This window comes from Alteromonas sp. MMG017 (assembly GCF_018100795.1).
GTDB lineage: Bacteria > Pseudomonadota > Gammaproteobacteria > Enterobacterales > Alteromonadaceae > Alteromonas.
In genome coordinates this window covers 72,922-99,557 of record NZ_JAGJDY010000013.1, presented here as the reverse complement: position 1 = coordinate 99,557, position 26,636 = coordinate 72,922, and the positions used below count along the sequence as shown (strand labels likewise).

The following is a 26,636-nucleotide window of genomic DNA, read 5'->3' as shown; positions in this document are numbered from 1 at the left end:
CGTTTAGCATTCAATAATATTAACGGCTAGGCCGCCTCGGGCTGTTTCTTTGTACTTGGTTTTCATGTCGTTACCGGTATCGCGCATAGTTTTAATGACTTTATCTAACGACACCTTGTGCTCGCCGCTACCCCGCAATGCTAACCGTGAAGCGTTTATCGCTTTAATCGCACCCATTGCATTACGTTCAATACAAGGAACCTGTACTAAGCCGCCCACGGGGTCACACGTTAACCCTAGGTTATGCTCCATACCAATTTCAGCGGCATTTTCTACTGCCGGTACAGTACCGCCCATAATCTCTGCCAGCGCGCCCGCAGCCATAGAGCATGCCACACCTACTTCACCCTGACAGCCCACTTCAGCTCCAGAAATTGATGCATTCTCTTTGTACAAGATACCAATGGCTCCTGCGGTAAGTAAGAAGCGGCTTGCCACTTCTTCATCCACTGGGCGAATAAATTTATCTACATAATGTAAAACCGCTGGAATAATGCCGGCTGCGCCATTAGTAGGGGCCGTTACCACGCGGCCTCCAGCTGCATTTTCTTCATTTACCGCTAAGGCAAACAAGTTTACCCAGTCCATGGTTTGCATGGGGTCGGTGGTATGTTCGGTTTGCAGGCGTCTATAAAGTGCAGGTGCACGGCGCACTACTTTAAGGCCACCTGGCAATATGCCTTCACTGTCGATACCACGTTGCACACAGGCCTTCATTACTAACCATATTTCAAACAGCTTTTGTTTTACGGCGTGAGCAGGTTGAAAAGTGGTTTCGTTTTTAAGCATAAGGGCGCTAATACTCAACCCGTTATTTTTGCATTGTTCTAACAACGCAGCGCCAGATTTAAAAGGAAAAGGCACAGTCGCTTGAACGGCACCTGCGTGAGCCTTAGTGGCATCAAAATCTTCTTCTTTTACGATGAAACCGCCACCAATGCTGTAGTACGTTTGCTCGCACAGCAATGTGTCGTTTTCGTAGACGTAAAAGGTAAGTGCATTGGCATGTTTGGGAAGTGTTTTACGTCGGTGAAAAACAATCGCATTTTTGTTTGGAAACAAAATGGGCTTCTCGCCATTGAGGTACAAAGACTCTTGGTTTCGTACATCTTCTAGCAGTGGCTCTATTTTATTTACGTCAATGCTTTCAGGCATTTCACCAGATAGCCCAAGGATCACGGCTTTACCTGTTCCGTGACCAATACCGGTTTGACCTAAAGAACCAAACAATTCCACTTTAACTGAGGTGATTTTTGAAAACAGCGCGGTGTCTGTTGCAAGTGTTTTAGCAAATTCAGCACCCGCCCGCATGGGGCCAACGGTGTGTGAGCTTGAAGGGCCAATACCCACGCTAAACATATCAAAAACACTAATCATAAAATTACACCAGTCTAAATTACTAATAAGTAGATCATGCATGTAGACGGGCTTAACTACAATACAGAAAAGCTAATCAATTGATTAGAATTGCTAATGTGGTGTAAAGAAATATTTAACCACACCCAATTAAGAGCACGCCGAGGCAAGTGTATTTAAGCGTTGGTAAGCTTAAGGATGAATATGGTGAGACAGGTTACGTAATATGGCAGCCGTAGCGCCCCAAATCATATGTTCATTCCACGGAATAAAGTAGATAGGCGATGAACGCTTACCTTTGCGCGCGGTATGAATAAGGTGATTTTTGCGGTCCAGCACATGGGCTAATGGAACCTCGAAAGCACTTTCTACTTCGTTAGGGTCGATAACGGGCGTAAAACTGGGTTCAACAAAACCCACAACCGGCGCTATTTGATAACCGCTTACTGTCCTGTAATTCGGCAACACACCAATAATTTCTACGTTTTCAGAAGGCATGCCTATTTCTTCACGGGCTTCACGAAGTGCAGCGTCGAAAACGCTGTTGTCTACTTCATCTACTGCGCCACCGGGAAAACTAATTTGGCCTGGATGATGACGTAAGTGATGTGCACGCTCTGTGAGCAAAACTGTCAGCTCATTACCATAGTCCATTAGCGGAATTAATACCGCAGCTGGTCTGCCTCTAGATTTAAGCGGGTAATCGGGCTCTCTGTGCGTTTGACGCAAATGATGAAATTGGCGGAGGAAATCAGCTCTGTTCACGGCCTGCTCCAAAATGGGAGGTTAGCACTGGCAGAATTTTAGACACTTTATCCAAGGTTTCTTTGTACTCGTCATTAGCCACTGAATCTAAAACAATACCACCACCAGCCCAGCAATGCAGCTGGTTATTCTCTCCAAGCAGCGTTCGAATACAAATACTTGAATCCATATCTTCACGAAAGCCCATATAAAAAATACTGCCGCAATAGATATTTCGTCTATGCACTTCAAGTTCGTCGATAATCTCCATCGCCCTAATTTTAGGTGCACCTGTAATAGAACCGCCAGGGAACGAGGAGGCAAGTAAATCTAATGGGGTCGCGTCGTCGTTAAGTTCGCCAACAACAGTGCTCACTAAGTGGTGTACTGCTTCATAGCTCTCTAGCGCAAATAACTCAGGCACTTTCACTGAATGGGGCTTACAGTGCTTTGAAAGATCATTTCGCAGTAAATCGACAATCATAAGGTTTTCGGCACGATCTTTTGAAGCAGTCAGCAAAGACTGAGCGCTTCGCGCATCTTCTGCTTCATCACTGAACCGTGGGCGCGTGCCTTTAATCGGTTTAGTTTCCACCACGCCCTGCTTCACGCTAATAAAGCGTTCGGGGGATATACTTAAAATAGTGCTGTTTTTTAATTGAATGAATGCGGAAAAGGGCGCTTGGTTGCTTTCACGCAGAGCGCGATAGGCTTGCCAGCAGTCGCCAGTGTATGTAGCTGAGAATCGCTGCGCCATGTTAACTTGATAACAGTCGCCGGCTTTTAAATAGTCATGAATGCGTTCAATACAGCCAATGTAGGCTTCTTTAGTTAGGTTAGACTTCCATTCACTGGTTAATGAAAATGACGTTTTGGTATCATCTTCACCTTGTACTTTCTCATCATTGATAGAGGCTAAACAGGCCTGATTGGTATCATCAGCACCATCTGTAAAATCAGTATCAGAACTGGGCTGTGTGATAAAGTCAGGTGGGGTAGTTTCACCTTTTGCCGAACAAAAATATAGGGTGCCTGTTACCGTATCCTCAATTAACGAAGACAGGTATAGCCCTACGGAAAAATCGGGGGTGGTATAAGTTTGCGCCGCTTTCGCCGGAAGCTTTTCGTAATACCGCCCCGCATCGTAGCCTGCAAAACCGGCTACACCTACTATAAAAGGGAGTCGGTTGGCTAACGATTGACTAAGCTCATGTACCTTAAGATTGGCCACAGAAGCATGAAGGTAGTGTGTTACGGCTTCAAAAGGTAGAAGGTCGGTTGCAAATGCCTCATTACCAGCTAACTGCACTAAAGCCGCTTCGCCATGTTTGGCCGTTACGGTAGCGCTCGGTTCCCATACCATCACATTGTAGCGACCATTGCTTTTTGTCGAGCCACAAGTATCAAGCAAAATGGCTCCCGTGCAGTGGGCTACCCGCTCAAAAATATCTACAAGACAAAGGGAAGGCGATGTGCTGATTGGCGTAATGGTAATTAGCGATGTTGCGGGCATTAAAAACTAACTCTATACAACAGGTTAAGAAGAATGTTGTTGGCACTGAAGCAGCGTTAATTGGCAACTGAACGGTCAATTTAACAGTATTTGAACGGTATCAATCAGATAACGTTAGCTAAGCGCGTTAAATTTAACAGCACAAGTTTGTTTTATCGCAAAGCTTCACCCATATTTTACATGGTACGGTGCTAACAGATGCGCTAGTATACGCTTTTTTAGCAGGCTAAGACCACGAAAGCAAAATAAAAAAAGAGGATGTCATGACCGTTATCCGCCAACAGGACTTCATTGATAGCATTGAAGATTCCCTACAGTTTATCTCTTACTATCACCCGCTCGACTACGTTAAAGCCGTAGAAGCAGCGTACAACCGAGAAGAAAGCCAAGCAGCTAAAGATGCGATGGCACAAATCCTTATTAACTCTAGAATGTCAGCTGAAGGGAAACGTCCTTTGTGTCAAGACACCGGTATTGTGACCTGCTTTGTAAAAGTAGGCATGGGTGTGACTTGGGATAAAACCGACATGACCGTTCAACAGATGGTTGATGAAGGCACTCGCCGCGCTTATCTAAATCCAGATAACCCATTACGCGCATCTATCGTTGCCGACCCCGCAGGCGCACGAACCAACACCAAAGACAACACACCGTCAGTTGTGCACATTGATATGGTGCCCGGTGAAAAAGTTGAAGTAATGATTGCGGCGAAAGGCGGCGGCTCAGAAAACAAATCTAAAATGGTAATGTTAAACCCCAGCGATAATATTGCTGATTGGGTAGTTAAAACGTTACCAACGATGGGGGCGGGCTGGTGTCCACCTGGAATGCTAGGTATAGGTATTGGCGGTACAGCGGAAAAAGCAGCTGTACTTGCGAAAGAAAGCCTAATGGATCCGGTTGATATCCAAGAGCTTATTGCTCGCGGCCCAGAGACCACAGATGAAAAGCTACGTGTTGAAATTTTCGAACGCGTGAATCAGTTGGGTATTGGTGCACAAGGCCTAGGTGGATTAACTACCGTAGTAGACGTTAAAATTATGTCTTTGCCTACCCATGCGGCATCTAAGCCAGTGGCGATGATCCCTAACTGTGCAGCAACCCGACATGCACATTTTCATTTAGATGGCTCAGGTCCAGCTGAACTTACGCCACCTAAATTAGAAGATTGGCCTGAGGTAACGTGGGAAGTGAGTGAAAACACCCGTCGCGTTAACCTTAATGATGTTACCAAAGAAGACATTCAAGACTGGAAAGTGGGCGAAACCGTACTCCTTTCTGGAAAAATGTTGACTGGCCGTGATGCGGCGCACAAGCGTATTCAAACTATGCTTGATAACGGTGAAGGATTACCAGAAGGCGTAGATTTAACCAATCGCTTTATTTATTACGTAGGCCCTGTTGATGCAGTTGGCGACGAAGTAGTAGGCCCAGCCGGTCCAACGACTGCCACTCGTATGGATAAATTCACTGACATGATGTTAGAGAAAACTGGCCTAATTGGTATGATTGGCAAAGCAGAGCGTGGGCCTGCAACGGTTAAATCTATTGCAAAGCATCAGTCAGTTTATTTAATGGCCGTAGGTGGTGCAGCGTACTTGGTTTCTAAAGCTATCAAGAAGTCACGGGTAGTGGCGTTTGAAGATTTAGGTATGGAAGCCATTTACGAATTTGACGTAGAAGATATGCCAGTTACGGTAGCAGTAGACAGCACGGGCGCAAATGCGCACGAAACTGGGCCTGCTATTTGGAAAGCAAAAATTGAAGATTTAGATAAAGCGTTATCTAAGTAATCATACATTTGTGATTAAAACAGGTGCCATTGGCACCTGTTTTTGTTTATAGTGCTGTATAAATTAACAGTGCGTGTGTTTTTATGTATTCCTTACCTGATTTTCCCCCCCAATATTTAAATGCTGGCCTCTTATTACTGGCGTTAATTTTTCTTGTTTTGCTAATAGTGACCCGTAGAACATTGAATCAGGCTCGCGATCAAGTGGCTGAAAAAAGTGATGCGTTACTTGTTCTGCAGCAAGCCTCAAACGAAACCCAAGAACGTATGGGCATGCTGGTTGAAAAATCACGTCAGTATGAGCAGCTATTAGCTGAGAAACTACAACTTGGTGAATCCTTGAGCGTCCTGCAAAAAGAGTACAGTAAGTTGCAAGCGCAATACGAAGCGCAAAAAGCGAGGCTGGATGCGCTTATGCAGAATCATGAGGAAAAGCTTGCGTTAATGCATTCGTCTGAACAACGTTTACAAACCCAGTTTGAAAACTTAGCGAACAAAATTTTTGATGAGAAAAGCGCAACCTATCAAACCCAAAGTAAACATAATATTGAAGCGGTATTAGCGCCGTTTAAATCTCAATTGGATGGGTTCAAACAACAAATTTCAGAACAACACATTCGTGAAGGGCAAGAACGAGCATCGCTAAAAACGGAAATTTTAAGTTTAAAGGCGTTAAATCAGCGTATAACCGAAGAAGCCTCTGCATTAACTAACGCACTTAAAGGCGATAACAAAAAACAAGGTAATTGGGGCGAGGTTATTTTAGAGCGCATACTCAAAGAATCAGGGCTTCGCGAAGGTCATGAATTTGAAACCCAGGTATCGGCGCAATCTGAACAGGGTAGGCGGTTGCAACCTGATGTTGTGGTGCATTTACCCAACGACAAAGATGTGATTATCGATTCGAAAGTAAGCTTAGCGGCGTATGAGCAATATTTTAACTGTGATGACGACACCAGCCGCAAACAATATCTAAGTGCACACGTGGCTTCAATAAAAGGCCATATTAAAGGGCTGGGCGCTAAAGAATATCAATCCCTTAAAAGGCTGCGAACATTAGATTATGTTCTACTCTTTATTCCTATTGAGCCTGCGTTCTTGTTAGCGATTGAAGAAGAGCCTGACCTTGTGTCTCTCGCGCTTAATCATAATATTATGTTGGTTAGCCCTACGAACTTGCTTGTGGCGCTTCGTACCATCAACAATATTTGGCAATACGAATACCAAAATCAAAACGCGCAGCTCATCGCAGAACAAGCAGGAAAGCTTTACGATAAATTTGTCGGCTTTGTATCTGATATAGAAAAGATTGGTAAAGCACTAGATAGCGCCCATGGCAGTTACGATGCCGCAATGAATAAGCTTTCAAGTGGGCGAGGAAATTTAGTGCGGCAAGTTGAGAAGTTCAGAGAAATGGGCGTGCAGCCTAACAAGCGATTAGACGACACATTAACAAGATTGTCAGATGAAGAATAATGAAATCGCGTAGGTGAGGTAGCATTAACGTTAGGTAGGGTACTGATACTGAAGATATAAAAAAGGCCGCTTAACAGCGGCCTTTTACGTTTAAGTAATATCTAAGCGATATCGCTTATTTCATTTTACGTCTACGTAGATACACAACTGGAACAAGTAGCAATGCTAACCAACCCATTGAACCACCGCTCTTATCAGTAACGCTTACGGTTACTGTTTCTGTTGTTGTATTTAAACCATCAAATGCAACCACTTCAAACTGAACAGCAATGGTGGTGTTCGTATTAGGCGCTGTAGTCGTTAGACTTGAGCCTGAGATGTCATTGATAGTGAATGTAACGTCATCACCTTCTGGATCTGTTGCTGTAGCAGAAACAGTGATTGACTCACCTTCTTCAACCGTTAGCGGAGCAGTGATGTTGATAACAGGTGGTAAGTTATCTTTTATCGTTACATTGGCTGTTGCCATTGTAGTGTTACCGTTACTATCAGTCGCAGTAAGCTCAAGCACGATTAGCGTATCTTCAGTTACTTCCGGAGCAACTAAGATAGCTTCTTCTATGCCCGCACCTGCAATGATAGCTGCTGGCCCTTCAACTTGCTTCCAAGTAATGTCGACAGCGTCGCCATTAGGCTCTTCAACTAGACCAGGTAAGTTCAACTCCATTAATTCAACAACTTCCAGTGTTGCCACTGTCATGCCGTCAATAGTAACAACCGGAGGACCTTCAACTTGTAAACCTTCATAAGTTTCAGATACTGCAGATGATGCACCAGGGATGTTAGTTACTTCTGACATCGCCATCATTTGAATAGCACCACCAGCGTCATCAGCATTTACCATAACGGTGTAAGCTAATTGAGTAGGGCTGCTATCAACGTCGTCAAGATACATACAGATTTGCGTACCAGATACAATTTCTGTATCAAAGTTTGCATCAAAGAAGTCTTGGTTATAAGGCGTGTAGTAAGCAGCTTGACCCTTAGCGCCATCAATATCTTCGTAACCAATGGTCACAGGCAAAGTACTACCAAGTTGCTGTGTCACATTATCGTATGAGAACACGATGTTTGGTTGACCTTCAGTTGGCTCATTGAAGAAAACAATCTGGTAATCTGCAATATCAGCGTACTCTTCGCTGAGATTATAGAACCTCATGTTATCCCATTCAATGATAGTATAGGCAGCGCCTGCAGAAGCGACAGAAACACCTACGCCGTTAGCAACGTCAAATTCTTGGTCGCGCCATAGTGGTGCAATTACGCCGTTTGGCTCGGCTACGTCAGGTAATCCTTGGTTTATCCACGGTGCAGTACCCAAGCTATTACCGACAGTAACAAAACCATCATCAGTGACTGTAACTGCATCATACATTGTGCCTAGGAAGTAAGCAGGAAGGGTATAAGTTCCGTCTACTGTATCTCCATCTAATGTATCATCCTGTCCAATACCAAAACCGGCTAGGTCGATGTATCCACCGCCTTGACCAAAGTCAGGGTTAGCACAGAACGCATCAGTAGCATTAGTAGTAATTGCATAAGATGGAGTAGCACCAAGTAACGACTCTTGGGTAATAGACCAAGAAAGCGTATTTTCAGTGGCAACACCGTCGTGAGACAATGAACCTTCAACTAACGTAACGTTATCTGGTAGCGTTAGTGAAATTTCATAGTCACGGTCTTCCGTAGTAAAGTTTGGAAGTACGTTTACATAGAAAGTAGCTTCTTCACCAGGTAGTACACGCTCTTCAGACTCAGCAGTTACATAAACATCGTCTTCAGCACGAACAATATCAACAGGGATAACGCCAAGGTTGTCAACGTTCTCAGCATCAGTACCCATTGAAACAGCACCAATGTAGATGTCACCTTCAACCGCGTCGGTTAAATCCCAAGTAAAGCGTACGTCGAACTCAGTTAACTGAGGAATAGCTGAAGGAGCATCAATAGTTAACCCTTCACCTGGTTGGTTATCAACCATGGCATGCGCTAATACAAAGCTATCTTCAAAACCTTCTTCATCAGACGATGCAGCCCAGTTCTGTACAATTACCCAGTAGCTACCTGCTTCTGGCATTTCAACGCTTACATACTCTTCAGTTGCAGCAGTTGCGGCAATAGCAACTTCTTCATCTTCTTGAGGTATACCATCGGCATTTGAGTCGAACAATATACGCAAATCTAGATCTGGTGACGTAGTATCCATGGTTGCAGCTACTAAACGAAGTGTACCTTCAGGTACTTCAATTTGAGTAATATGCAAGCCATCTTCTAAATCATCTAGGTAATCGTTGTTGTCTGAATCTTGCGCAACCATACCTTCAACTTTGGTTGCTTTGGTTAGGCCGTAAGACGTAACCTGAAGATCAGTAATTTCAACTGCCATTACATCTTCAAGCAAGTACGAATCTTGATTACGATGTACTTCAAAGTCGATTTCATCAGGTAAGTTACCGTTAGATGCAACAATTGAAACAGGAAGGTGTAAGTCAGGAGATGAACCAGACACTAAGTTAATTTGACCAAACGACCAAACGTCACTTTCAGCGCGGAATGCATCAATCTCAATTGTTAACTCTTGAGATTGTCCAGCAGTTAAGTCGAAGGTAGCAGGCGTAACAGTAATTTCTATACCATCAGAAATTCCCATACCATCTACAGACCAAGAGCCGTCTTTAGTTGCTGTTACAGTACGAGTCCATGTGCAAGAACCTACACAGTTGTCGTCGGTAACAGAAGGTAGGTTAAGTGTACGAGGCTCACCACCTAGTGCTGGATCAGCAGAAGCATAATTTGCATCTGTTTCATCCATAACTAAGCCAGATTGAACGGCTAGGTCTACTTCAATACGACCTGCGCCCATATCAAACCAATCTGCTGCGGTAACACCGTCTTCTTTAAGAACATCGGTGGTAGCCGTCATCATAAGAGCAGAACGTACCTGATCTGGTGTCCATGACGGTTTCTCATGACGCACAAGTGCAGCAGCACCAGCAACATGAGGACCTGACATAGACGTACCTTGTAGGTAGGCATAATCGGCTGGTGCAGAACCTGTAGAATCTTGACCGTACTGTTCATCAGAGTAAGCAGCATAAATGCTAACGCCCGGCGCAGTTACCGACGGAGTTAGCGTGCTAATTGATGTATTAGGACCACGTGAAGAGAAATCAGCCATAATATCAGCTGCGTCATCATCTACTGTTAATATGCCCTGAGAGGCAGTGATTGACGCAGTATGACCTTCACCTTCTGCCAACCATGAACGCAGCATATCACCGTTTGTAGCATCAACGTGGATACCCGGAATAATATACGCATCGTTATTCACCGATGTTGCGCCATCTGCAAGGTTTGCTAGAACGAAACCAGCAGCGCCGCCACTTGCAACGTTAGATGCTTTAGCTACACGCGCTATTTCACCACGGTCACAAACAACGATTTCACCCGCGAATGTATCTTCTGGGAATGGTTGTAAACATTGTGCTGGATCGCCATCAGGATCATTCGCGTTGGAGTAATCACCAGCGTAAACAATTGAAGCCGTTACCGCACCAGAGTTACTTTTACCATCAATTGCGCCTAACTCAGTTGCACCACCAGTGAAAGAGATTTCTTTATCATACTCTACACTTCGACCGTGCGTAGAAGCAGCAACAACGGTAATCCACGGTGCGTGTTTCTCAGTTGTTTCTGGATCGGGGCCGCTATTACCCGCAGATTGAGCAATAAAAATGCCCGCGTTGCGTGCATTCAACCATGCTGCGTTAAGCGAACCACTCCAAGGGTAGCCACCACCTGAAATTGAGAAGTTGATTACATCAACAATACCTGATTCAACCGCATCGTCTACCGCTGCAGCCATAGCCGCACCAGTACAACCTGCATAGGTATCACCAGTGTTACCAGGTTGACATACCTGATAAGAAATAATGTTTGAGTGCGGGGCTACACCTGAAATTTGACCAAAGGTGAAACCAGTGGCAACACCGTCACTTGCATTTACGTCAAATTCAGCGGTAACTTCAGCAACATCAACAAGAACGTTACCGGCCGCAGTACTTGCAGTATGTGAACCGTGACCGTTGTAATCTTCACCAAAACGTATAGTACCGTTTTGAGGGAAGATAGTGGCATCTGCGTATACGTCAGAGATAGACGGGTAGCTATAAATACCAATTAGTTTGTCATTACAACGAACTTCAGCTTCAACCGCACATTCACCTAAGTAAACATCGGCGCCAAGTGGGTTAGTATGATCGTAACCATCACCACCTACATCAGCAAAAGAAGGGTGGTCACTGTTGATACCAGTATCAAGTACCGCAACTACAACGCCTTCACCTTGACGACCTACGCCGCTTTCATTAGCCGTGCCGTCCCATACTGCAGGAGCACCAATTAAGATAGGGCCAGTGTCAGTATCAAGTTGATACATTTCATCACGTTCAACGTTTTTAACGCCAGGCAAACGCGCGATGGCTTCTGCCTCAGCTGGCGATGCTTTTACCGCAATTGCGTTCAGTGCATATTTGTATTCTGCTATCGTCTCTAAAGAACCTACAGCAGATTCTGCTTTAGCAATAACTTCTGCCTGTTTCTTTTCAAGATAAGAGGCATAGGCTTTTACTTCTGGAAGAGAAGCATCTAAGCGTTTGCTAGCAGTCGACTTCGATCGTGTTACCGAAACTTCTTTTTTAAGTTGGGGGTTAGTAGCTTCTAAACCTTCAACACCACCGTCGTAGCTCGCTACTGCGTCGTCAGAAAGATGTACAAAGTAAATGTAGTCTTTATTTTCGAGTCCTTTCTCAGCGGTGTAGAGTGTTTTTGGTGTGGAAACTGTTTTAGTGTTCTTGTACTTATTTATCGATGTCGCCTTAACTGCTTTGAGTTGATCAGCAGTAACAGAAAACGATTCGGTTGCAGATGATAACTCTGCAGCAGAATGCATGGACATCGACATCAGTGCAGCAGATACAGCTAATGTCACTTTATTATTCACAGGTAACCTCCGTCGGCCTGTTTTTGGGATTTTCCCTGGATGGATGAAATTTCTTATTTTTATTGGCTTTGTTGATCCAATTTTTATTGTCATAACAATGACAATAATATTTCTAGCATAATTTTTTTCACTTTGTAATGAATATTAAACATAAATATGAATTACACATGTTGTTACATTTAGTCATACTTTTTCATTTGATATTAACTAAAAAAAGGGGGAGGGATTTGGCTACACAACAGTCAATTCGCTAGCTAAACGCTACTCTTTTAATAACAATCTCTCATCTTATTTTACAAAATAAAACTCTTCTCTTAGCCTTTCATTAGCATCAATTTAACAAGTTGGGTGTTTTTTAGGATATAAATACTATTAAAAAGGGGTATTGAGAATTTCCATCATATTTAGGTGATAAAGCACCGCCTAAATAGCACAACGCCACCAACATACTTCTACTAGCATAGTAAAAATAGCAATCTTGCTTTCGTATCCTTCAAATTGCAGGGAGTTTATTGTGGAAGATAGAAATCATCTCGGAAAAATTAAAACAACAAACAGGGTTGAAGTTATCGGCAATGGGTTAATTGATATTCCCATGCTGCAATTGCTCAAACCAGATGGAAGTGAGCATGAAAGTGCGCAACTTCCAGAGATTGACCAAACATTGGCGTTAAAAATTCACGACACCATGGAATACATCAGAATTCTTGATGAAAGAATGGTGGCGGCGCAGCGCCAAGGTAGAATTAGCTTTTATTTAGCAAGTACGGGTGAAGAAGCCGCGGCCGTTGCTAGCGCAGCTGCCTTATCGCCCAATGACATGATCATGAGCCAATATCGAGAGCAGGGCGCACTTGCTTTTAGAGGCTATACAACTGATCAGTTTATGAATCAAATGTTCAGCAACAAAGCCGATCCTAATAAAGGGAGGCAGATGCCTATCCATTATGGTGATAAAGCCCTTAACTTTATGACGATATCTTCCCCTCTAGGTACGCAAATACCACAAGCTTCTGGTTATGCGTATGGCCAAAAGATGGCAGGCAATGATGCTATTACTATTTGCTATTTTGGTGAGGGTGCAGCGTCAGAAGGCGATTTCCATGCTGGTTTGAATATGGCCGCTGTGCTCAATTGCCCTGTCATCTTCTTTTGCCGAAACAATGGGTATGCCATTTCAACGCCCTCAGAAGAACAATTTGCTGGTGACGGCATAGCGTCACGTGGGATTGGTTATGGGGTAAAGACTATTCGTGTAGACGGAAACGACCCCCTCGCGGTGTTTGCCGCGACTCAGGAAGCACGCCGTATAGCATTAGCAGAAATGTGTCCGGTACTGATAGAAGCCATGACCTACCGACTTGCAGCGCATTCTACATCTGATGATCCAACAGGCTATCGTTCTAAAGATGAAGAAGATAAATGGCGCGCAAAAGATCCTATCGCACGTATGGCGAATTGGCTTGAACATAAAGGTTGGTTCGATGAAAAGCAGAACAAAGCCAAAGTTGATAAAGCGCGTCAAGATGTCCTCGCGGCGTTGAAAGTCAGTGAAACGGTTCCAATTTGCGGCATAGACGAAATAGTTGAAGATGTTTACGACAGTGTACCTTGGCATCTGCAAGATCAGCTGACGTCGTTAAAAGCCCATATTAAACAATACCCTAAAAAATATCCTAAAACGTCTGGGAGTGTTCGCTAATGGCTAAAATGAACTTACTACAGGCAATTAATAATGCGTTAATTACCGCCATGACAGCGGAAGAAAAGGTCATGGTGTTTGGTGAAGATGTAGGCCATTTTGGTGGCGTATTTAGAGCGACCAGTCATCTACAAGAAAAATTTGGTAAAGGCAGATGTTTTAATACGCCGCTTACCGAACAAGGCATTATTGGTTTTGCAAACGGGCTTGCATCACAAGGATCTTTCCCTGTTGCTGAAATTCAGTTCGGAGACTATATCTTTCCGGCGTTTGACCAAATTGTTAACGAAACGGCTAAATGGCGCTATCGTTCAGGTGGTCAGTTCGATGTAGGCGGCCTAACAATTCGCACACCTTATGGAGGTGGGATTTCAGGTGGTCACTACCACAGTCAATCGCCCGAAGCGTTTTTCGCTCATTGCGCAGGTTTGAAAGTCGTTATTCCACGAGATCCATACCAAGCCAAGGGTCTGCTTCTAGCCTCTATTCGTGATAAAAACCCGGTACTTTTTCTTGAGCCAAAACGTTTATATCGCGCGTCTATTGCCGATGTGCCTGAAGATGATTATGAACTGCCTCTTGGTAAAGCCGATTTAGTACAAGAGGGCACTGATATCACCTTACTAGGGTGGGGTGCACAAATTGAGATATTGCAAAAAGCCGCTCAAATGGCGTTAGACGATGGCGTGTCTTGCGAAATTATAGATTTGCGTTCCATTTTACCCTGGGACGCCGAAGCCGTTATCAACTCGGTGATGAAAACCGGCCGACTACTTATCAATCATGAAGCCCCACTTACCGGCGGCTTCGCGAGCGAAATTGCCGCGACTATACAAGAAAAATGCTTTTTGTATTTAGAAGCGCCTATTTCGCGTGTCTGTGGTTTAGATACACCTTATCCACTCGCTCATGAAACCGAATATATGCCTGATGAAACTAAAACCTACGAAGCTATCAAGCGCTCGTTACATTATTAAGAGGGAGCCAATAATATGAATATTGATTTTATTTTACCTGATATTGGCGAAGGTATTGTTGAGTGCGAAATCGTCAAATGGAACGTTAAAGAAGGTGATGTTATTGCTGAAGACCAAAGTGTGGTTGAAGTAATGACTGATAAGGCAGTGGTAGAAATTCCTGCTAAGCATTCAGGTACGGTACATAAGCTTTATTATAAGCAAGGCGACATTGCACAAGTGCATAGCCCACTATTTGCCCTTCATACTGATGAAAGCGCTAATGAAGGCCATCAAAATAGCACCGATGACACAGCGACTGATGCTACAACTGATCAAGTAAGTAATACAGAAAGAGTAAAAGAAAATACTAGCCCCAGCGCTACACCCGTTAACGACAATACCGGTGAGCAGGGTAACCTAGCCATTAGTGATAAATGGCAAGACGGGGATTTTGAGCCTCCTATTGCTATACCGGGCAAAGTTTTGGCAAGCCCTGCAGTACGCCGCATCGCCAGAGAGCATGAGATTGATTTACTTGCTGTTGCTGGCAGCGGCAAAAAAGGCCGTATTTTAAAACATGATGTCAGCAACGTAACCGCAAATAACGTTAACGCGAGTACCGTTAGTGCAAATAATGACGAACACTCAGCTACGTCTAATCTTGCGGGTGAATCAAGCTATACCGAAAAAGTGCGAGGCATTCGTGCGGCTATGGCAAAGCAAATGGTAGCGTCAGTAAATACCATTCCTCACTTTACGGTGAGCGATGAAGTTAGAATGGATAAGCTAATTGCCTTGCGACAATCACTGAAGCCCATGTTTGAAGCAAAAGGCGTAAAGCTTAGCTTTATGCCCTTTTTTGTAAAAGCATTGTCGTTGGCGTTAAAAGCGTTCCCTATCATTAACAGTCAATTAAATGAAGACGGTACTGAGCTTACTTACTTTAATCATCATAATATCGGCTTTGCCGTGGACGCTAAAATTGGCCTTTTGGTGCCTAATATTAAGGGCGTAGAAAACCTGTCTTTGTTCGACATAGCCCAGCAAATGCATACCACTATCGAGCAAGCTCGTGAAGGTAAATTGGGCGGTGACGCACTTAAAGGCGGCACTATCAGCATTTCAAATATTGGCGCTATTGGCGGTATTTCGGCTACGCCGGTTATCAATAAGCCTGAAGCGGCTATTGTCGCGCTAGGTAAAACACAAGAGCTTCCTCGTTTTGCCGCTGACGGTAGTGTTGAAGCGCACAATATCATGATGGTGAATTGGTCTGGTGACCATCGTATTATTGATGGGGCCACTATGGTTCGCTTCAATAATCTGTGGTCTAGCTATATTGAAGAGCCAGAAACCATGCTAATGCATTTGAAATAGCGATTGGGTTTTAATGTGGGCCGCAGGCCCACAGTTTGGTGATAGACAAGAACGCTAATATATAAATGGCTAATATATAAGTGCGGTAAGAAAAATTGGCGTAACTACAGTGATTTTAATCATGGGGCGCTTTTACTCGTTTTTACTTTACAGGGCTTATTTCCAGAGAACGAGCTGTCGGGCTTGTGTGGACGTTAGCCCAAGCGTTATTATTGGCAGCTAAACTACATTTTCCTGCGCAGTATGCGCGTCAACTTATGGTATATCGTGCTTAGCTATCAACATGCATTTCATGCCGGCAACCACGCCGACGTTATTAAACACCTTTGTTGGATGGGCGTAATAAGCCATCTCAAGAAAAAAAATAAGCCTTTCACCCTTTATGATACGCATAGTGGGGCTGGGCTTTATCAACTTGATGATGCCTTAGCATCTAAAAATAAAGAGTATGAGTCTGGCGTAGACAAAGTCGCTAACATTTCGGCAATTTCACCTTTGTTGCAATCTTATTTGTCGCTATGTAACGGGTTTTTAAGTGATAGATGTTATCCAGGTTCACCAGCTATTAGTGCCAAACTAAAACGTGATATCGATGTGCTGCATCTTATGGAGTTGCATCCTGCTGAACATGAAAAACTCGATGATGCCATGTGGCAAATTGGCGATAACCAAAGCCATGTTCATCACAGAGATGGGTATGAAGGCTTAATTGCACTTACGCCACCTTCACCTAATCGTGGTGCGGTATTAATAGATCCGCCTTACGAAAAGGCTTCAGAATACCAAGATGTAGTCAGTGCGGCGAAAAAGGTATTGGCACGTTGGCAGCAAGCACAAATGGTAGTGTGGTATCCGTTACTATCAGAGCGAGCAGGGGCGAAAAGTGGGGCCAGTCAGAAAATGTGCGAGTCGTTATCGGCACTAGGTAAGCCCTGTTTCACTATCGAGCTTACCGTTGAAGAAAATACCGCCGATGCTGGCATGTACGGTTCTGGCTTATGTGTCATTAATCCACCTTGGCAGCTTGACGTCATTATGAGTGAAGCCCTTGATGAGATTACCCCGGTATTAGGAAGCAATGCTGCGTATACGTTGACATGGCTAACTACTGAAGAGTAATCCCTTTAGCTGGCTTTTAATAACGAAGAGCTAAAACCGAGTTAAAACACTCAAGCGTAAACAATCACAGAGGTAGGCAATTGGCATGTCTCAGGTAAAAGGGTTAACGCATTTTTACATACCCGATGAGCAGTCTATTTATCTGCTCTCACATGCTGATGCCAAAAAACTTAAAGATTGGGTTGCACTGTGCATCGACCAATTGGCTAGTTTAGGTTATCGCAATATTTCGTTATTGGGAAAAGGGGCGTTCGGGTTTGCATTTGCAGGCACAGCGCCTAACCAAAATCTAGGCGTTAACTCAAGCTCTGATTCAAGCTCTGACTCAAGTGCTAGTCAAAACCCAAACGCGCAAGAGCATGTCTTTAAGTTTTCTCGAATAAATCTTCCTCAGCATGTACAAGAACGGCTTGAGGAAGAAGCTTTCATGCTATCTCAAGTATCCCATCCTTATGTGCCTGCATTGGTTGAATATCAGCAAATAGGTAAACAATCTATTTTGGTGATGGGCCGCGCCCCTGGCGAGGATTTAGAAAAAGTGAGTTTAGCTCACGGGCCACTCCCACCAAGGATCATCGTTAAAGTAGCCGTGCAGCTTGGTGATTTGTTGCAGTGTTTTAGAAAGCATACGCAAAAAGGCAACGCGAAACCTATCGTTCATGGCGACATTAAACCTTCTAACTTAGTATGGGATGAATCTAAAGAGAGCATCGGGCTTATCGATTGGGGTTCATCCGTGTTTGCTCAAGTAGACGAAAATGGTCAGTACACTAGCAACAATGTGATGAACTTGATGTCTAGCGAGCTTCACCAAACAAATGCCCGATTAGGAGATGTTTATTTTATTGGAGAAGAGCAGCTAAACGGGGCGCTTTCATCCCCACGTTTCGATGAACAAGGTATGGCAAGCACGCTATATGCTTTAGCGTCGGGGCAATCGTGTCGATACGGCCATCACGTTATTCGCCCTTCATCACTTGGACTGCCAAAAATGTTAGCAAGCATATTAGAATATATGCTCAGTGATGATCCTAAGAAAAGGCAACAAGGGGGAGATTACTTCTTCAATAACTTGCACGTGCTAAAACACATGGTGTTTTCAGAAGACGCTGTACCTCAGTACATACCCACTATTCCTACGTGGATCACGCCCTCGCAAGATGACATCGAAACCGTTGTTTACAGTTCTCGTAAATCTTATTTGCGCCAGCAGTCTGCATTAGAAGATGCTTCATTACGCTATATCGATGATGCCCAGTTCGACCGATACTACAAAAACTTCTTGCAAGGCATGGGCGATACCGAGAAAGCTTTTGTGTCGGCAATTAGTCGGCTAGGCCGATATCCCGTGGTAGGCGGCATGGCAATTCGCTGGGAGCCGAACGGCGTTTATGTAGACTCCAGTTTGAATTTACACGATGCGGCCTTAAAAACGGCCTTCGAACTTGCGGTTAACAATGTGATTAATCTTGCACGCGCTATTCATAAGCCTGGGGTATTTAAGTGTTGCATGTTTAACGCTAAAAATACGCTTCACATTGAGCGAGAAACCGAGAACGATGCGTTTGTACCTACATCAAAATGCGCTATACCGTTTGAGTTATCCCGTGCGTCGGTGGCACAAGATGAATCTAGAACTCATTCTTACTTCGAGGATGGTGACGATCCTGACGAGCTTTTGAAGTTACCTGAGCCCATCATTGCTATTATCAAAGAGCTTAATACTATTCACCACACGGGCTGTATTATTTTTGAAGCTTTAAGTACTCATTTAAAGATTCATAGTTATTACACATTGCTCAATCATCACGAGCAAGAAAGGTTTTCTGAATTATTAGCCAAGTTAGTTGAACATGTTCCGTCAATAAAAGGGCTAGGCATTTCAGGGTTTATGAAGTTACCCTATAAAGACACGCGATTTTTTGAGCATAGGGCGTATTTACCTGAAAAATACTACCCAAGAAACCCGAACGCTGAGCAACAAGAGAAAGAAAAGCATGCCTGAGGTTAAATTATCTTCGTTATTTGAATTAGAGACTGTGGAAGCGGGTTTATATCGCGGACAAAGTTGGGATTTAGGCTTTCGTGCATTATTTGGCGGTCAAGTACTAGGGCAGGCGTTAGCCGCCGCTTATGAAACGGTAGACAAAGACCGTGTAGCTCATTCGTTTCATACTTACTTTTTGCTTCCTGGCGATGCAAAGAAACCTGTGGTCTACGATGTAGAAGTGGTGCGAGATGGCCGTAGCTTTTCTGCCCGAAGGGTAAAAGCAATTCAAGGCGGTCGAAACATCTTTTACATGACGGCATCTTTCCAAGTACCAGAGAAAGGAATGCATCATCAGCAAGCGGATATGCCTGACGTGCCGCCGCCAGAAGAAGTACAGTCTGATATCGAGTTTTATGAAAAAAACTTCGACAAAATCGCCCGTCCTATGCGAGAAGCATTAAGTTATCATCGCCCGGTCGATATTCGTACCATAGGTGCGGCGAACTCCTATCAGTCTAATCGCCAACCCGCTAAGCGCTATATTTGGATGAAAGCAAGAAACGAGCTTGCCCCTGAGATCACACTGCAACAAGCCGCGTTAGCGTATGCTTCTGATTACCATTTTTTAAGTACGTCATTACAGCCACACGGCATTTCAGTCACCGACAAATCGCTACGTATTGCGACTATTGATCATGCTATGTGGTTTCACCGTCCTGTTAATATGAATGAATGGTTATTATATGTAATGGAAAGTCCATTTAGTGGCGGAGCAAGAGGGTTGGTGAGAGGTCAGATTTTCACTCAACAAGGTGAGTTAGTAGCCTCTGCAACCCAAGAAGGCTTGATGCGACAGGTCGATGTCGACTAAAGACATTTTGTCTTGAGAGCACAGTATTTTAAATTATGTACAAGGAACGCTTATGCAATACTCACTGGATACGTTAAGGCCTAAGTGTGATAGCACCAGTTATGTTGCCCCCGGCGCACATGTTATAGGCAACGTGATATTAAAGCCCCATAGCAGTGTATGGTTCAATGTGGTTATTCGCGGAGATATGGACGCGATTACGGTAGGAGAGCTTACTAACGTACAAGACGGTAGTGTGCTCCATACCGACTCCGGTATTCCTCTTACGTTAGGTAAAGGCGTAACCGTGGGCCATAAAGTTATGTTGCATGGCTGCACGGTAGGTGATTACTCTCTAATTGGGATTAATGCCGTGGTGTTAAACGGCGCAAAAATTGGGAAGTACTGCATTATTGGCGCAAATGCGTTAATTACCGAAAATATGGAAATTCCAGACTACAGCTTAGTGGTGGGCTCGCTAGGCAAAGTGGTAAAGCAGCTTGATAGTAGTGTAGAGGAAAAGCTTCAAGCATCTGCTGCGCATTATGCGCACAATGCAACGCATTATAATAAGCACCTTTCTGAGGTTTAAGCAGCACGCGCAAGCCAAATTATTATGTGCCTATTATTCCTCTTTATCTCCCCTTAATTTTAGCGCTCTGCAGCAGAAAAATTTTGTATTTTTCATAAAAAATGCCCAGAACATAGGTTCTGGGCATAGGGGAATGGCTCATTGCTGAGCCGTGCGCTAACTATTGCAAGGGAGAAGTGCATGCAAATTCTTTCAGACGGACATTAACTATAGTCCATATTTGTTTATTTTATAAACTAAACATTGTGAATTTTATTTTACAGAACCCCTAATCCAAATAAAATGATAATAACCTTTGAATAATCATAGGCTTCATACTGGTCGGAGTTTTTGAAATTTTTCAATTCCTCTTTATCCTCATGATACGCACGGGTTATCCACATCTTGCTCAAGGTAGGCCTAGTTATGGCGCAAGACGTTTCCATTCATATCAGTTATGTTCATAACAAGCTGTTGTACCTAGCCGTTAAGATTGTAAGAATGCAGATACGCTATTGTTACTATTATTGTTAAGGACTGATATGCAAACGCACTCTACTTTTCTTCCGCCTGAGCGCACGTTAATGGGGCCTGGTCCTTCAGACGTAAACCCTCGTATTCTCAATGCGATTGCCAGACCGACTGTTGGTCATTTAGACCCGCTATTTATCGAGCTTATGGATGCCACCAAACAGCTTCTTCAATACGCATTTAAAACTGAAAATGCATTAACAATGCCTATTTCTGCCCCAGGTTCTGCGGGGATGGAAGCTTGTTTTGTTAACCTTGTTGAGCCCGGCGATAAAGTGCTGGTATGTATTAATGGCGTGTTCGGCAACCGTATGGTGGAAAATGTTGAAAGATGCGGTGGTCAAGCCATCGTGATTAAAAACGATTGGGGTAAGCAAACCGATTTAAACGCGGTAGAAGATGCACTTAAAAAAGATGCCGATATCAAAGTGCTTGCTTTTGTACATGCAGAAACGTCAACCGGCGTGAGAAACGATGCAAAACGTTTATGTGAACTTGGAAAACAGTACGACTGTTTATCGATAGTAGATGCCGTAACCTCTCTAGGCGGTATGGAGCTAGACGTAGATGGATGGGGCATTGATGCCATTTATTCTGGCTCTCAAAAATGTTTAAGCTGCGTGCCGGGCATTTCACCAGTATCGTTTAGTGACCGGGCAGTGCATGTTATTCAAAACCGCAAAACTAAAGTACAAAGCTGGTTTTTAGACATGAATTTAATTGTTGGCTATTGGGGGAAAGGGGCTAAGCGCGCTTATCACCATACCGCACCAGTAAACAGTATGTATGCATTTTACGAAGCCTTACTTATTTTAAAAGAAGAAGGCTTAGAAAACGCATGGCAACGTCATCAAACTGGTCATAACGAGCTGGTGGCTGGACTAGAAGGCTTAGGTCTCTCGCTTGCCGTAGATGCCGAATATCGTCTACCTCAACTTAATGTAGTCAATATTCCAGACGGTGTTAATGACGCTGAAGTTCGCTCAAGATTACTCAACGATTTTAATTTAGAAATTGGTGCGGGTTTAGGTGAATTCGCAGGCAAGGTATGGCGAATTGGATTAATGGGCTATGCCTGCAAACCTCGCAATATCGACCATTGCCTCACCTCCTTACAAAAAGTATTGAAATAATAGACTGAAATTTGGTATTCAAGCATTCAAAACACCAAAAGTGGGCCATCGAGCCCACTTTTTATTTCTGCCCTTGATTTCCGCCATTCATTTGCCGTCTAAAGCAAAAAAAATTTAACGCTTTTTATTAAAACTCACGTATCTGTTAAATCGCCTGTTTTATGAATGATTTAGTTGCGGTTCATAATAGGTTCACTTACCGTTACTTATGATTTGCCTGAATTAATGATAATGAACACGGAGTTTTGAATGAATTCAATCAATAAACTAGCGGCGCCTTTAAAACGTATTGACGTACGCAAGAACGCACGCAAGCGCTTATCACCGATAGTATTATTAACGGGTATCGTCGCCACAATGCTAAGTACGGCATCAATGGCGCAACAGCAACAACAGCTTATTCATGTTCAAGGCACAGGCGCAATGTCAGTTACGCCAAATGCATACTCAGTTACCTTTGTTATTGAAGAACAAGGCGAAACCGTTGGAAAGCTTAATACTACCCTTGCGTCGGATTTACGATCTGTTGTTAGCTTTTTGCTAGAGCAGGGTATTGAACGTAACAACATTCAATCTATGCAGGTTCGTCTAACACCACGATACGTGAACAGTCCTAACGGCCGAGTGCAAGAAGGGTTTACGTTAAGTCGCGAAATATCAGTGACTGATTCCAATATTGAAAACTATGATAAAGTGCTGGACGGTGTACTAGGACGCGGTGTCGATCGTATTCAACAATTTTCGTTTGTGAGTACAACGCAAACCAATGCATACCAAACAGCTTTAGTCGCAGCTGTGAAAGACGCGAAGGCGCGAGCAGCACTTTTAGCGAAGGAATTAGGCGTTGAAGTGGGCGAAGTAGTTGCAATCTCTGAATCTGGTGGCAATATGCCCGTTCCAGTTATGCGCGCAGACGCGTTTGCCAAAGAAATGTCTGTTTCTTTACCAGGGCAAGAAACCGTTGAAGCACGTATAAACGTTAGTTTTACTATTATTCAATAGCAGGGTAACCGTTTGAAAGAAGAACAATACGCCCAGTTAATAAGCCAGGCGAAAAGCCTGGTTGCTGGTGAGCACGATGTCATTGCCAACATGGCGAACATCAGTGCACTACTTTTTAACCATCTCGATAAGGTAAATTGGGCTGGTTTTTATTTTTATAAAGAAGCGCAGTTAGTGTTGGGGCCTTTCCAAGGACAACCCGCTTGCATCCGTATTCCTATGGGGAAGGGTGTGTGTGGTACTGCCGCTGAAACCCGCACAGTACAGCGCATTGCAGATGTTCATGCCTTCTCTGGCCACATTGCCTGCGACGCCGCTTCAAACTCCGAAATCGTCATTCCTCTTGTGGTAAATGACGAACTAATTGGTGTTTTAGATATCGACAGCCCAGAATTTTCTCGTTTCGACGAGCAAGATGAGCTTGGGTTGTGTAAAATAGCCGATATACTTATTGAATCTCAGCAATCGTTATGAAATACAACGTTGACATCCATGTAGTACTATCTACTTATGAAGATATGGAAGACAATCATGATGACCCTGATGAAGCGTCAGAACGATTAAATTTCGTACTTCACGCAATTTATGATAGAGCCGATGAAGATATTGAAACCCATCGGCTTGAACAATTATTGCAACACGGTTGGGAGTCTTGGCAACAAGATAAACATTTATTAGAAATTGATGATGACGAATTACTCGATTGGGTTGACCACGCGCTGGCAACTTGGGATGATGAGAGTAATGAAGAAATCTCTTGAATAATTTAGAAAGTTTAATGGAATCACCAGAAAAGTTTACTAGCAGTAAGGAAGTTATCGCTTTCCTTTCCGAGACCTTCCCTAAATGCTTTAGTATTGAAGGCGAAGCCCTACCACTTAAGATTGGCATCTTTCAAGATTTAGCCCAGCGTTTAGAAAGCGAAGAACGAGTGAGTAAAACATTACTCCGCTCTACACTTCGCCACTATACAAACAGCTGGCGCTACCTCTACAGTATCAAAGAAGGCGCAAACCGTGTCGACTTAGATGGTGTTGAAGGGGAAACTATTGAGAAAGAGCATGCCGATCATGCACAGAAGCAGCTAGAAGAGAGCAAAGCGAAAGCCGCCGAAAAGCGCAAAGCTAAGCAAGCTCAGCAGCCTCAAAAGAAAGAAAAACGTCAATTTGCTCGTCCGAAATCTACTGGTTCGGCGCCTGCAGGCAGCAACAAAGAAGGCCAGCAGGGAACTAAACCGAAAATTCAGAGACCAACTAAGACACCACCGGCTAAATTGACTGATGCCGATATGCAACAAGGTACGAACGTAACGGTTAAATTAGGTAAAACACCTATGCCAGCCGTTATCACCGAAATTGCCAAAGACGGTATTCATGTTCAGTTAGACTCAGGTATGGTGGTAAAAGTAAATGCAGATGCTTTACGTTTGGCACGCTCCAAGAGGTCGTAAATATGAAAGATATCCTTCGAATTTCCATTGCTAGTGCATTTCTTACCGTTGGGGTAGGCGCTGGTGCAGTCACCACAACCCCAGATGTTGAAGAGCTTCCCGTTCTTCAACAAGAGACACAGCATAGTGTTGCTGCAAAACGCGTTAGTGCGTTATTTACCCGCGCTCACTATAAAGAAATTTCGTTGGATGATGTGTTATCGGCACGAATCTATCAGCGCTTCATTGAATCTTTAGATCACAACAAGCAAGTCCTTTTATTGTCTGATGTGGTGGGTTTCGAAAAATATCGAAATGCTTTTGATGATGCGTTGAGCAAGGGTAACCTTTCTGTTGCTTACAACATGTACAATGTGAGTGCGCAGCGTCGTATCGAGCGCTACGAGTTTGCGTTAGCTGCGTTAGAGAAAGGGCCTTTTGATTTTGAAAAAGCCGATGACAAGTTTTATTACGATCGCGAAGAAGCCGAATGGCCTACAAGCAAAGATGAATTAGATGAGATTTGGCGTCAACGTGTTAAGTACGACGCATTAAATCTTATTCTTGCTGATAAAACGTGGGAAGAAGCAAAAGAACTTCTTGAGAAACGCTACACACGCTCTATCAAGCGAACTAAACAAACCAAAAGCGAAGATGTATTTCAAATTGCTATGAATGCATTTGCGCGTACCATCGAAGCTCACACGAGTTATCTTTCACCGCGCAACGCTGACCGATTCCAAATGGAAATGAATTTGGAATTTGAAGGTATTGGTGCAGTACTTCAAAGCGAAGAAGATTACACTGTAATTAAAAGCGTAGTGCCAGGCGGTCCTGCCGATGAATCTGGGGCGTTAAAGCCTGAAGATAAAATTGTTGGTGTGGCTCAAGAAGATGAAGAGTTTGTTGATGTCGTCGGCTGGCGTTTAGATGAAGTTGTAGAGCTTATCAAAGGGCCAAAAGGCAGTGCGGTACGCTTGCAAGTTCAAAAAGGCGCGACAGATGCGAAAACCATGTCTGTAGTTAGCCTTACTCGCGACAAAATTAAGCTTGAAGACCGAGCTGCACAGTCTGAGGTTTACACGCCTGAAACTGGACCCCATGCAAATCAGCCTTTAGGTGTTATTACTATTCCTAGCTTCTACAACAACCTACACGCCGATGTTGAAAAGGAAATAAACAGCCTTAAAGCACAAAACGTTAAAGGTATCATTGTAGATTTGCGCGGCAATGGTGGTGGTTCTTTAACAGAAGCGACTTTGCTTACCGGTCTTTTCATTGAAAAAGGGCCTGTGGTACAAATTCGTTATGGGCAAACTAAAGTTAGCGTCAATCGCGATACCGACGGAAAAGTATCTTACGATGGCCCGTTAACGGTTTTAGTAGACCGTTACAGTGCGTCGGCGTCAGAGATTTTCGCCGCTGCAATGCAAGATTATAACCGCGCACTCATTATTGGTGAACAAACTTTCGGTAAAGGCACCGTACAACAACACCGTGGTTTAGGTAAAATTTATGACTTGTACGACAACCCATTAGGTAGCGTGCAATTCACCATCGCTAAGTTCTATCGTATTGACGGTGGAAGTACGCAGCACAAAGGGGTAGTGCCTGATATTCTTTATCCTTCAGCAATTGAACCTGCTGACTGGGGTGAAAGCCAACAGGATAACGCATTACCTTGGGACAGTATTAACCGCGCAAATTACACTACATTTGCTGACGGCCAAGCTGCACTTGACGTATTAACGGCGAAACATAATAAACGTATTATGCAAGACCCTGAATTTTCTTATATTCACGACGATATTGTTGAGTACAAAGAAAACAAAGATAAGAACTTTATATCATTGGTAAAATCTGAACGTGAGTCAGATAAAAAAGAAGCTGAAGAAAAAGCACTCGAAAGAGCCAATGAACGTTTACAGCGTATGGGTAAAGAATTAGTCAAAACACTTGATGACCTACCTGAAGATATGGAAGAGTTAGATCCGTTCTTAGATGAAGCTGCCAACATTACTTTTGATATGATAGAAACCGGCAGATACGCAATAACACATTAAAGGTTGATGACAGAGGGCTGGTCAGTG

General features: G+C 43.7%; 19 protein-coding genes. 15 read left to right on the top strand and 4 right to left on the bottom strand.

Annotated features, from left to right (window positions below):
- Positions 1-3: 3 nt before the first annotated feature.
- From J8L84_RS18040 to pabB, 3 genes are all read right to left on the bottom strand, one after another.
- A complete protein-coding gene (locus J8L84_RS18040) occupies positions 4-1,377 on the bottom strand; it encodes an L-serine ammonia-lyase (protein ID WP_211071906.1) in 1,374 nt (457 codons plus the stop codon).
- Between the two features lie 171 nt (positions 1,378-1,548).
- On the bottom strand, positions 1,549-2,121 hold the full coding sequence (locus J8L84_RS18035; RefSeq protein WP_211071905.1) for a CoA pyrophosphatase: 573 nt from the start codon (positions 2,119-2,121) through the stop codon (positions 1,549-1,551).
- A complete protein-coding gene (gene pabB, locus J8L84_RS18030; RefSeq protein WP_211071904.1) occupies positions 2,108-3,613 on the bottom strand; it encodes an aminodeoxychorismate synthase component I in 1,506 nt (501 codons plus the stop codon). Before pabB ends, J8L84_RS18035 begins: the two co-directional genes overlap by 14 nt.
- Positions 3,614-3,876: 263 nt before the next feature.
- Here pabB and J8L84_RS18025 point away from each other — a divergent pair, with 263 nt between their 5' ends.
- Positions 3,877-5,406, top strand: a complete 1,530-nt coding sequence (locus tag J8L84_RS18025) for a fumarate hydratase (protein WP_211071903.1) — start codon at positions 3,877-3,879, stop codon at positions 5,404-5,406.
- 83 nt (positions 5,407-5,489) lie between these two features.
- Positions 5,490-6,881, top strand: coding sequence for a DNA recombination protein RmuC (gene rmuC / locus J8L84_RS18020; RefSeq protein WP_211071902.1), 1,392 nt, complete (start codon positions 5,490-5,492; stop codon positions 6,879-6,881).
- 115 nt (positions 6,882-6,996) lie between these two features.
- Here the strand turns inward: rmuC and J8L84_RS20600 are convergent, their stop codons facing one another.
- Positions 6,997-11,883 carry a S8 family serine peptidase gene (locus tag J8L84_RS20600; protein WP_211071901.1) on the bottom strand — a complete coding sequence of 1,629 codons (4,887 nt, stop codon included), beginning with the start codon at positions 11,881-11,883 and terminating at the stop codon, positions 6,997-6,999.
- Between the two features lie 514 nt (positions 11,884-12,397).
- On the opposite strand from J8L84_RS20600, the gene J8L84_RS18010 reads away from it, so the two are divergent.
- From J8L84_RS18010 to prc, 13 genes are all read left to right on the top strand, one after another.
- A complete protein-coding gene (locus J8L84_RS18010; protein WP_211071900.1) occupies positions 12,398-13,585 on the top strand; it encodes a thiamine pyrophosphate-dependent dehydrogenase E1 component subunit alpha in 1,188 nt (395 codons plus the stop codon).
- Entirely contained in the window at positions 13,585-14,562 is a 978-nt protein-coding gene (locus tag J8L84_RS18005; protein ID WP_211071899.1) for a transketolase C-terminal domain-containing protein, read from the top strand. Before J8L84_RS18010 ends, J8L84_RS18005 begins: the two co-directional genes overlap by 1 nt.
- A 15-nt stretch (positions 14,563-14,577) precedes the next feature.
- Positions 14,578-15,921: a 2-oxo acid dehydrogenase subunit E2 gene (locus tag J8L84_RS18000; protein WP_211071898.1), complete on the top strand. Its 1,344-nt coding sequence runs from the start codon at positions 14,578-14,580 to the stop codon at positions 15,919-15,921.
- 243 nt (positions 15,922-16,164) lie between these two features.
- Positions 16,165-17,040 carry a 23S rRNA (adenine(2030)-N(6))-methyltransferase RlmJ gene (rlmJ, locus tag J8L84_RS17995; protein WP_247670864.1) on the top strand — a complete coding sequence of 292 codons (876 nt, stop codon included), beginning with the start codon at positions 16,165-16,167 and terminating at the stop codon, positions 17,038-17,040.
- Positions 17,041-17,125: 85 nt separating this feature from the next.
- Entirely contained in the window at positions 17,126-19,045 is a 1,920-nt protein-coding gene (locus J8L84_RS17990) for a phosphotransferase (protein ID WP_211071897.1), read from the top strand.
- A complete protein-coding gene (locus J8L84_RS17985) occupies positions 19,038-19,901 on the top strand; it encodes an acyl-CoA thioesterase II (protein WP_211071896.1) in 864 nt (287 codons plus the stop codon). The genes J8L84_RS17990 and J8L84_RS17985 overlap by 8 nt, the downstream gene beginning before the upstream one ends.
- Before the next feature lie 52 nt (positions 19,902-19,953).
- Positions 19,954-20,472 (top strand): gamma carbonic anhydrase family protein, encoded by a 519-nt coding sequence (locus tag J8L84_RS17980; RefSeq protein ID WP_211071895.1) that lies wholly within the window; start codon positions 19,954-19,956, stop codon positions 20,470-20,472.
- Positions 20,473-20,993: 521 nt separating this feature from the next.
- Positions 20,994-22,115 (top strand): alanine--glyoxylate aminotransferase family protein, encoded by a 1,122-nt coding sequence (locus J8L84_RS17975; protein WP_211071894.1) that lies wholly within the window; start codon positions 20,994-20,996, stop codon positions 22,113-22,115.
- Between the two features lie 249 nt (positions 22,116-22,364).
- Positions 22,365-23,117 carry an SIMPL domain-containing protein gene (locus J8L84_RS17970; RefSeq protein WP_211071893.1) on the top strand — a complete coding sequence of 251 codons (753 nt, stop codon included), beginning with the start codon at positions 22,365-22,367 and terminating at the stop codon, positions 23,115-23,117.
- 12 nt (positions 23,118-23,129) lie between these two features.
- Positions 23,130-23,591 (top strand): GAF domain-containing protein, encoded by a 462-nt coding sequence (locus tag J8L84_RS17965; protein WP_211071892.1) that lies wholly within the window; start codon positions 23,130-23,132, stop codon positions 23,589-23,591.
- A complete protein-coding gene (locus J8L84_RS17960) occupies positions 23,588-23,878 on the top strand; it encodes a hypothetical protein (RefSeq protein ID WP_013784069.1) in 291 nt (96 codons plus the stop codon). The genes J8L84_RS17965 and J8L84_RS17960 overlap by 4 nt, the downstream gene beginning before the upstream one ends.
- A 17-nt stretch (positions 23,879-23,895) precedes the next feature.
- The gene (gene proQ, locus J8L84_RS17955) at positions 23,896-24,567 is read left to right on the top strand and encodes an RNA chaperone ProQ (RefSeq protein ID WP_211071917.1); all 672 of its coding nucleotides are present in this window, start codon (positions 23,896-23,898) and stop codon (positions 24,565-24,567) included.
- 2 nt (positions 24,568-24,569) lie between these two features.
- Entirely contained in the window at positions 24,570-26,609 is a 2,040-nt protein-coding gene (gene prc, locus J8L84_RS17950; RefSeq protein WP_211071891.1) for a carboxy terminal-processing peptidase, read from the top strand.
- Positions 26,610-26,636 lie beyond the last annotated feature (27 nt).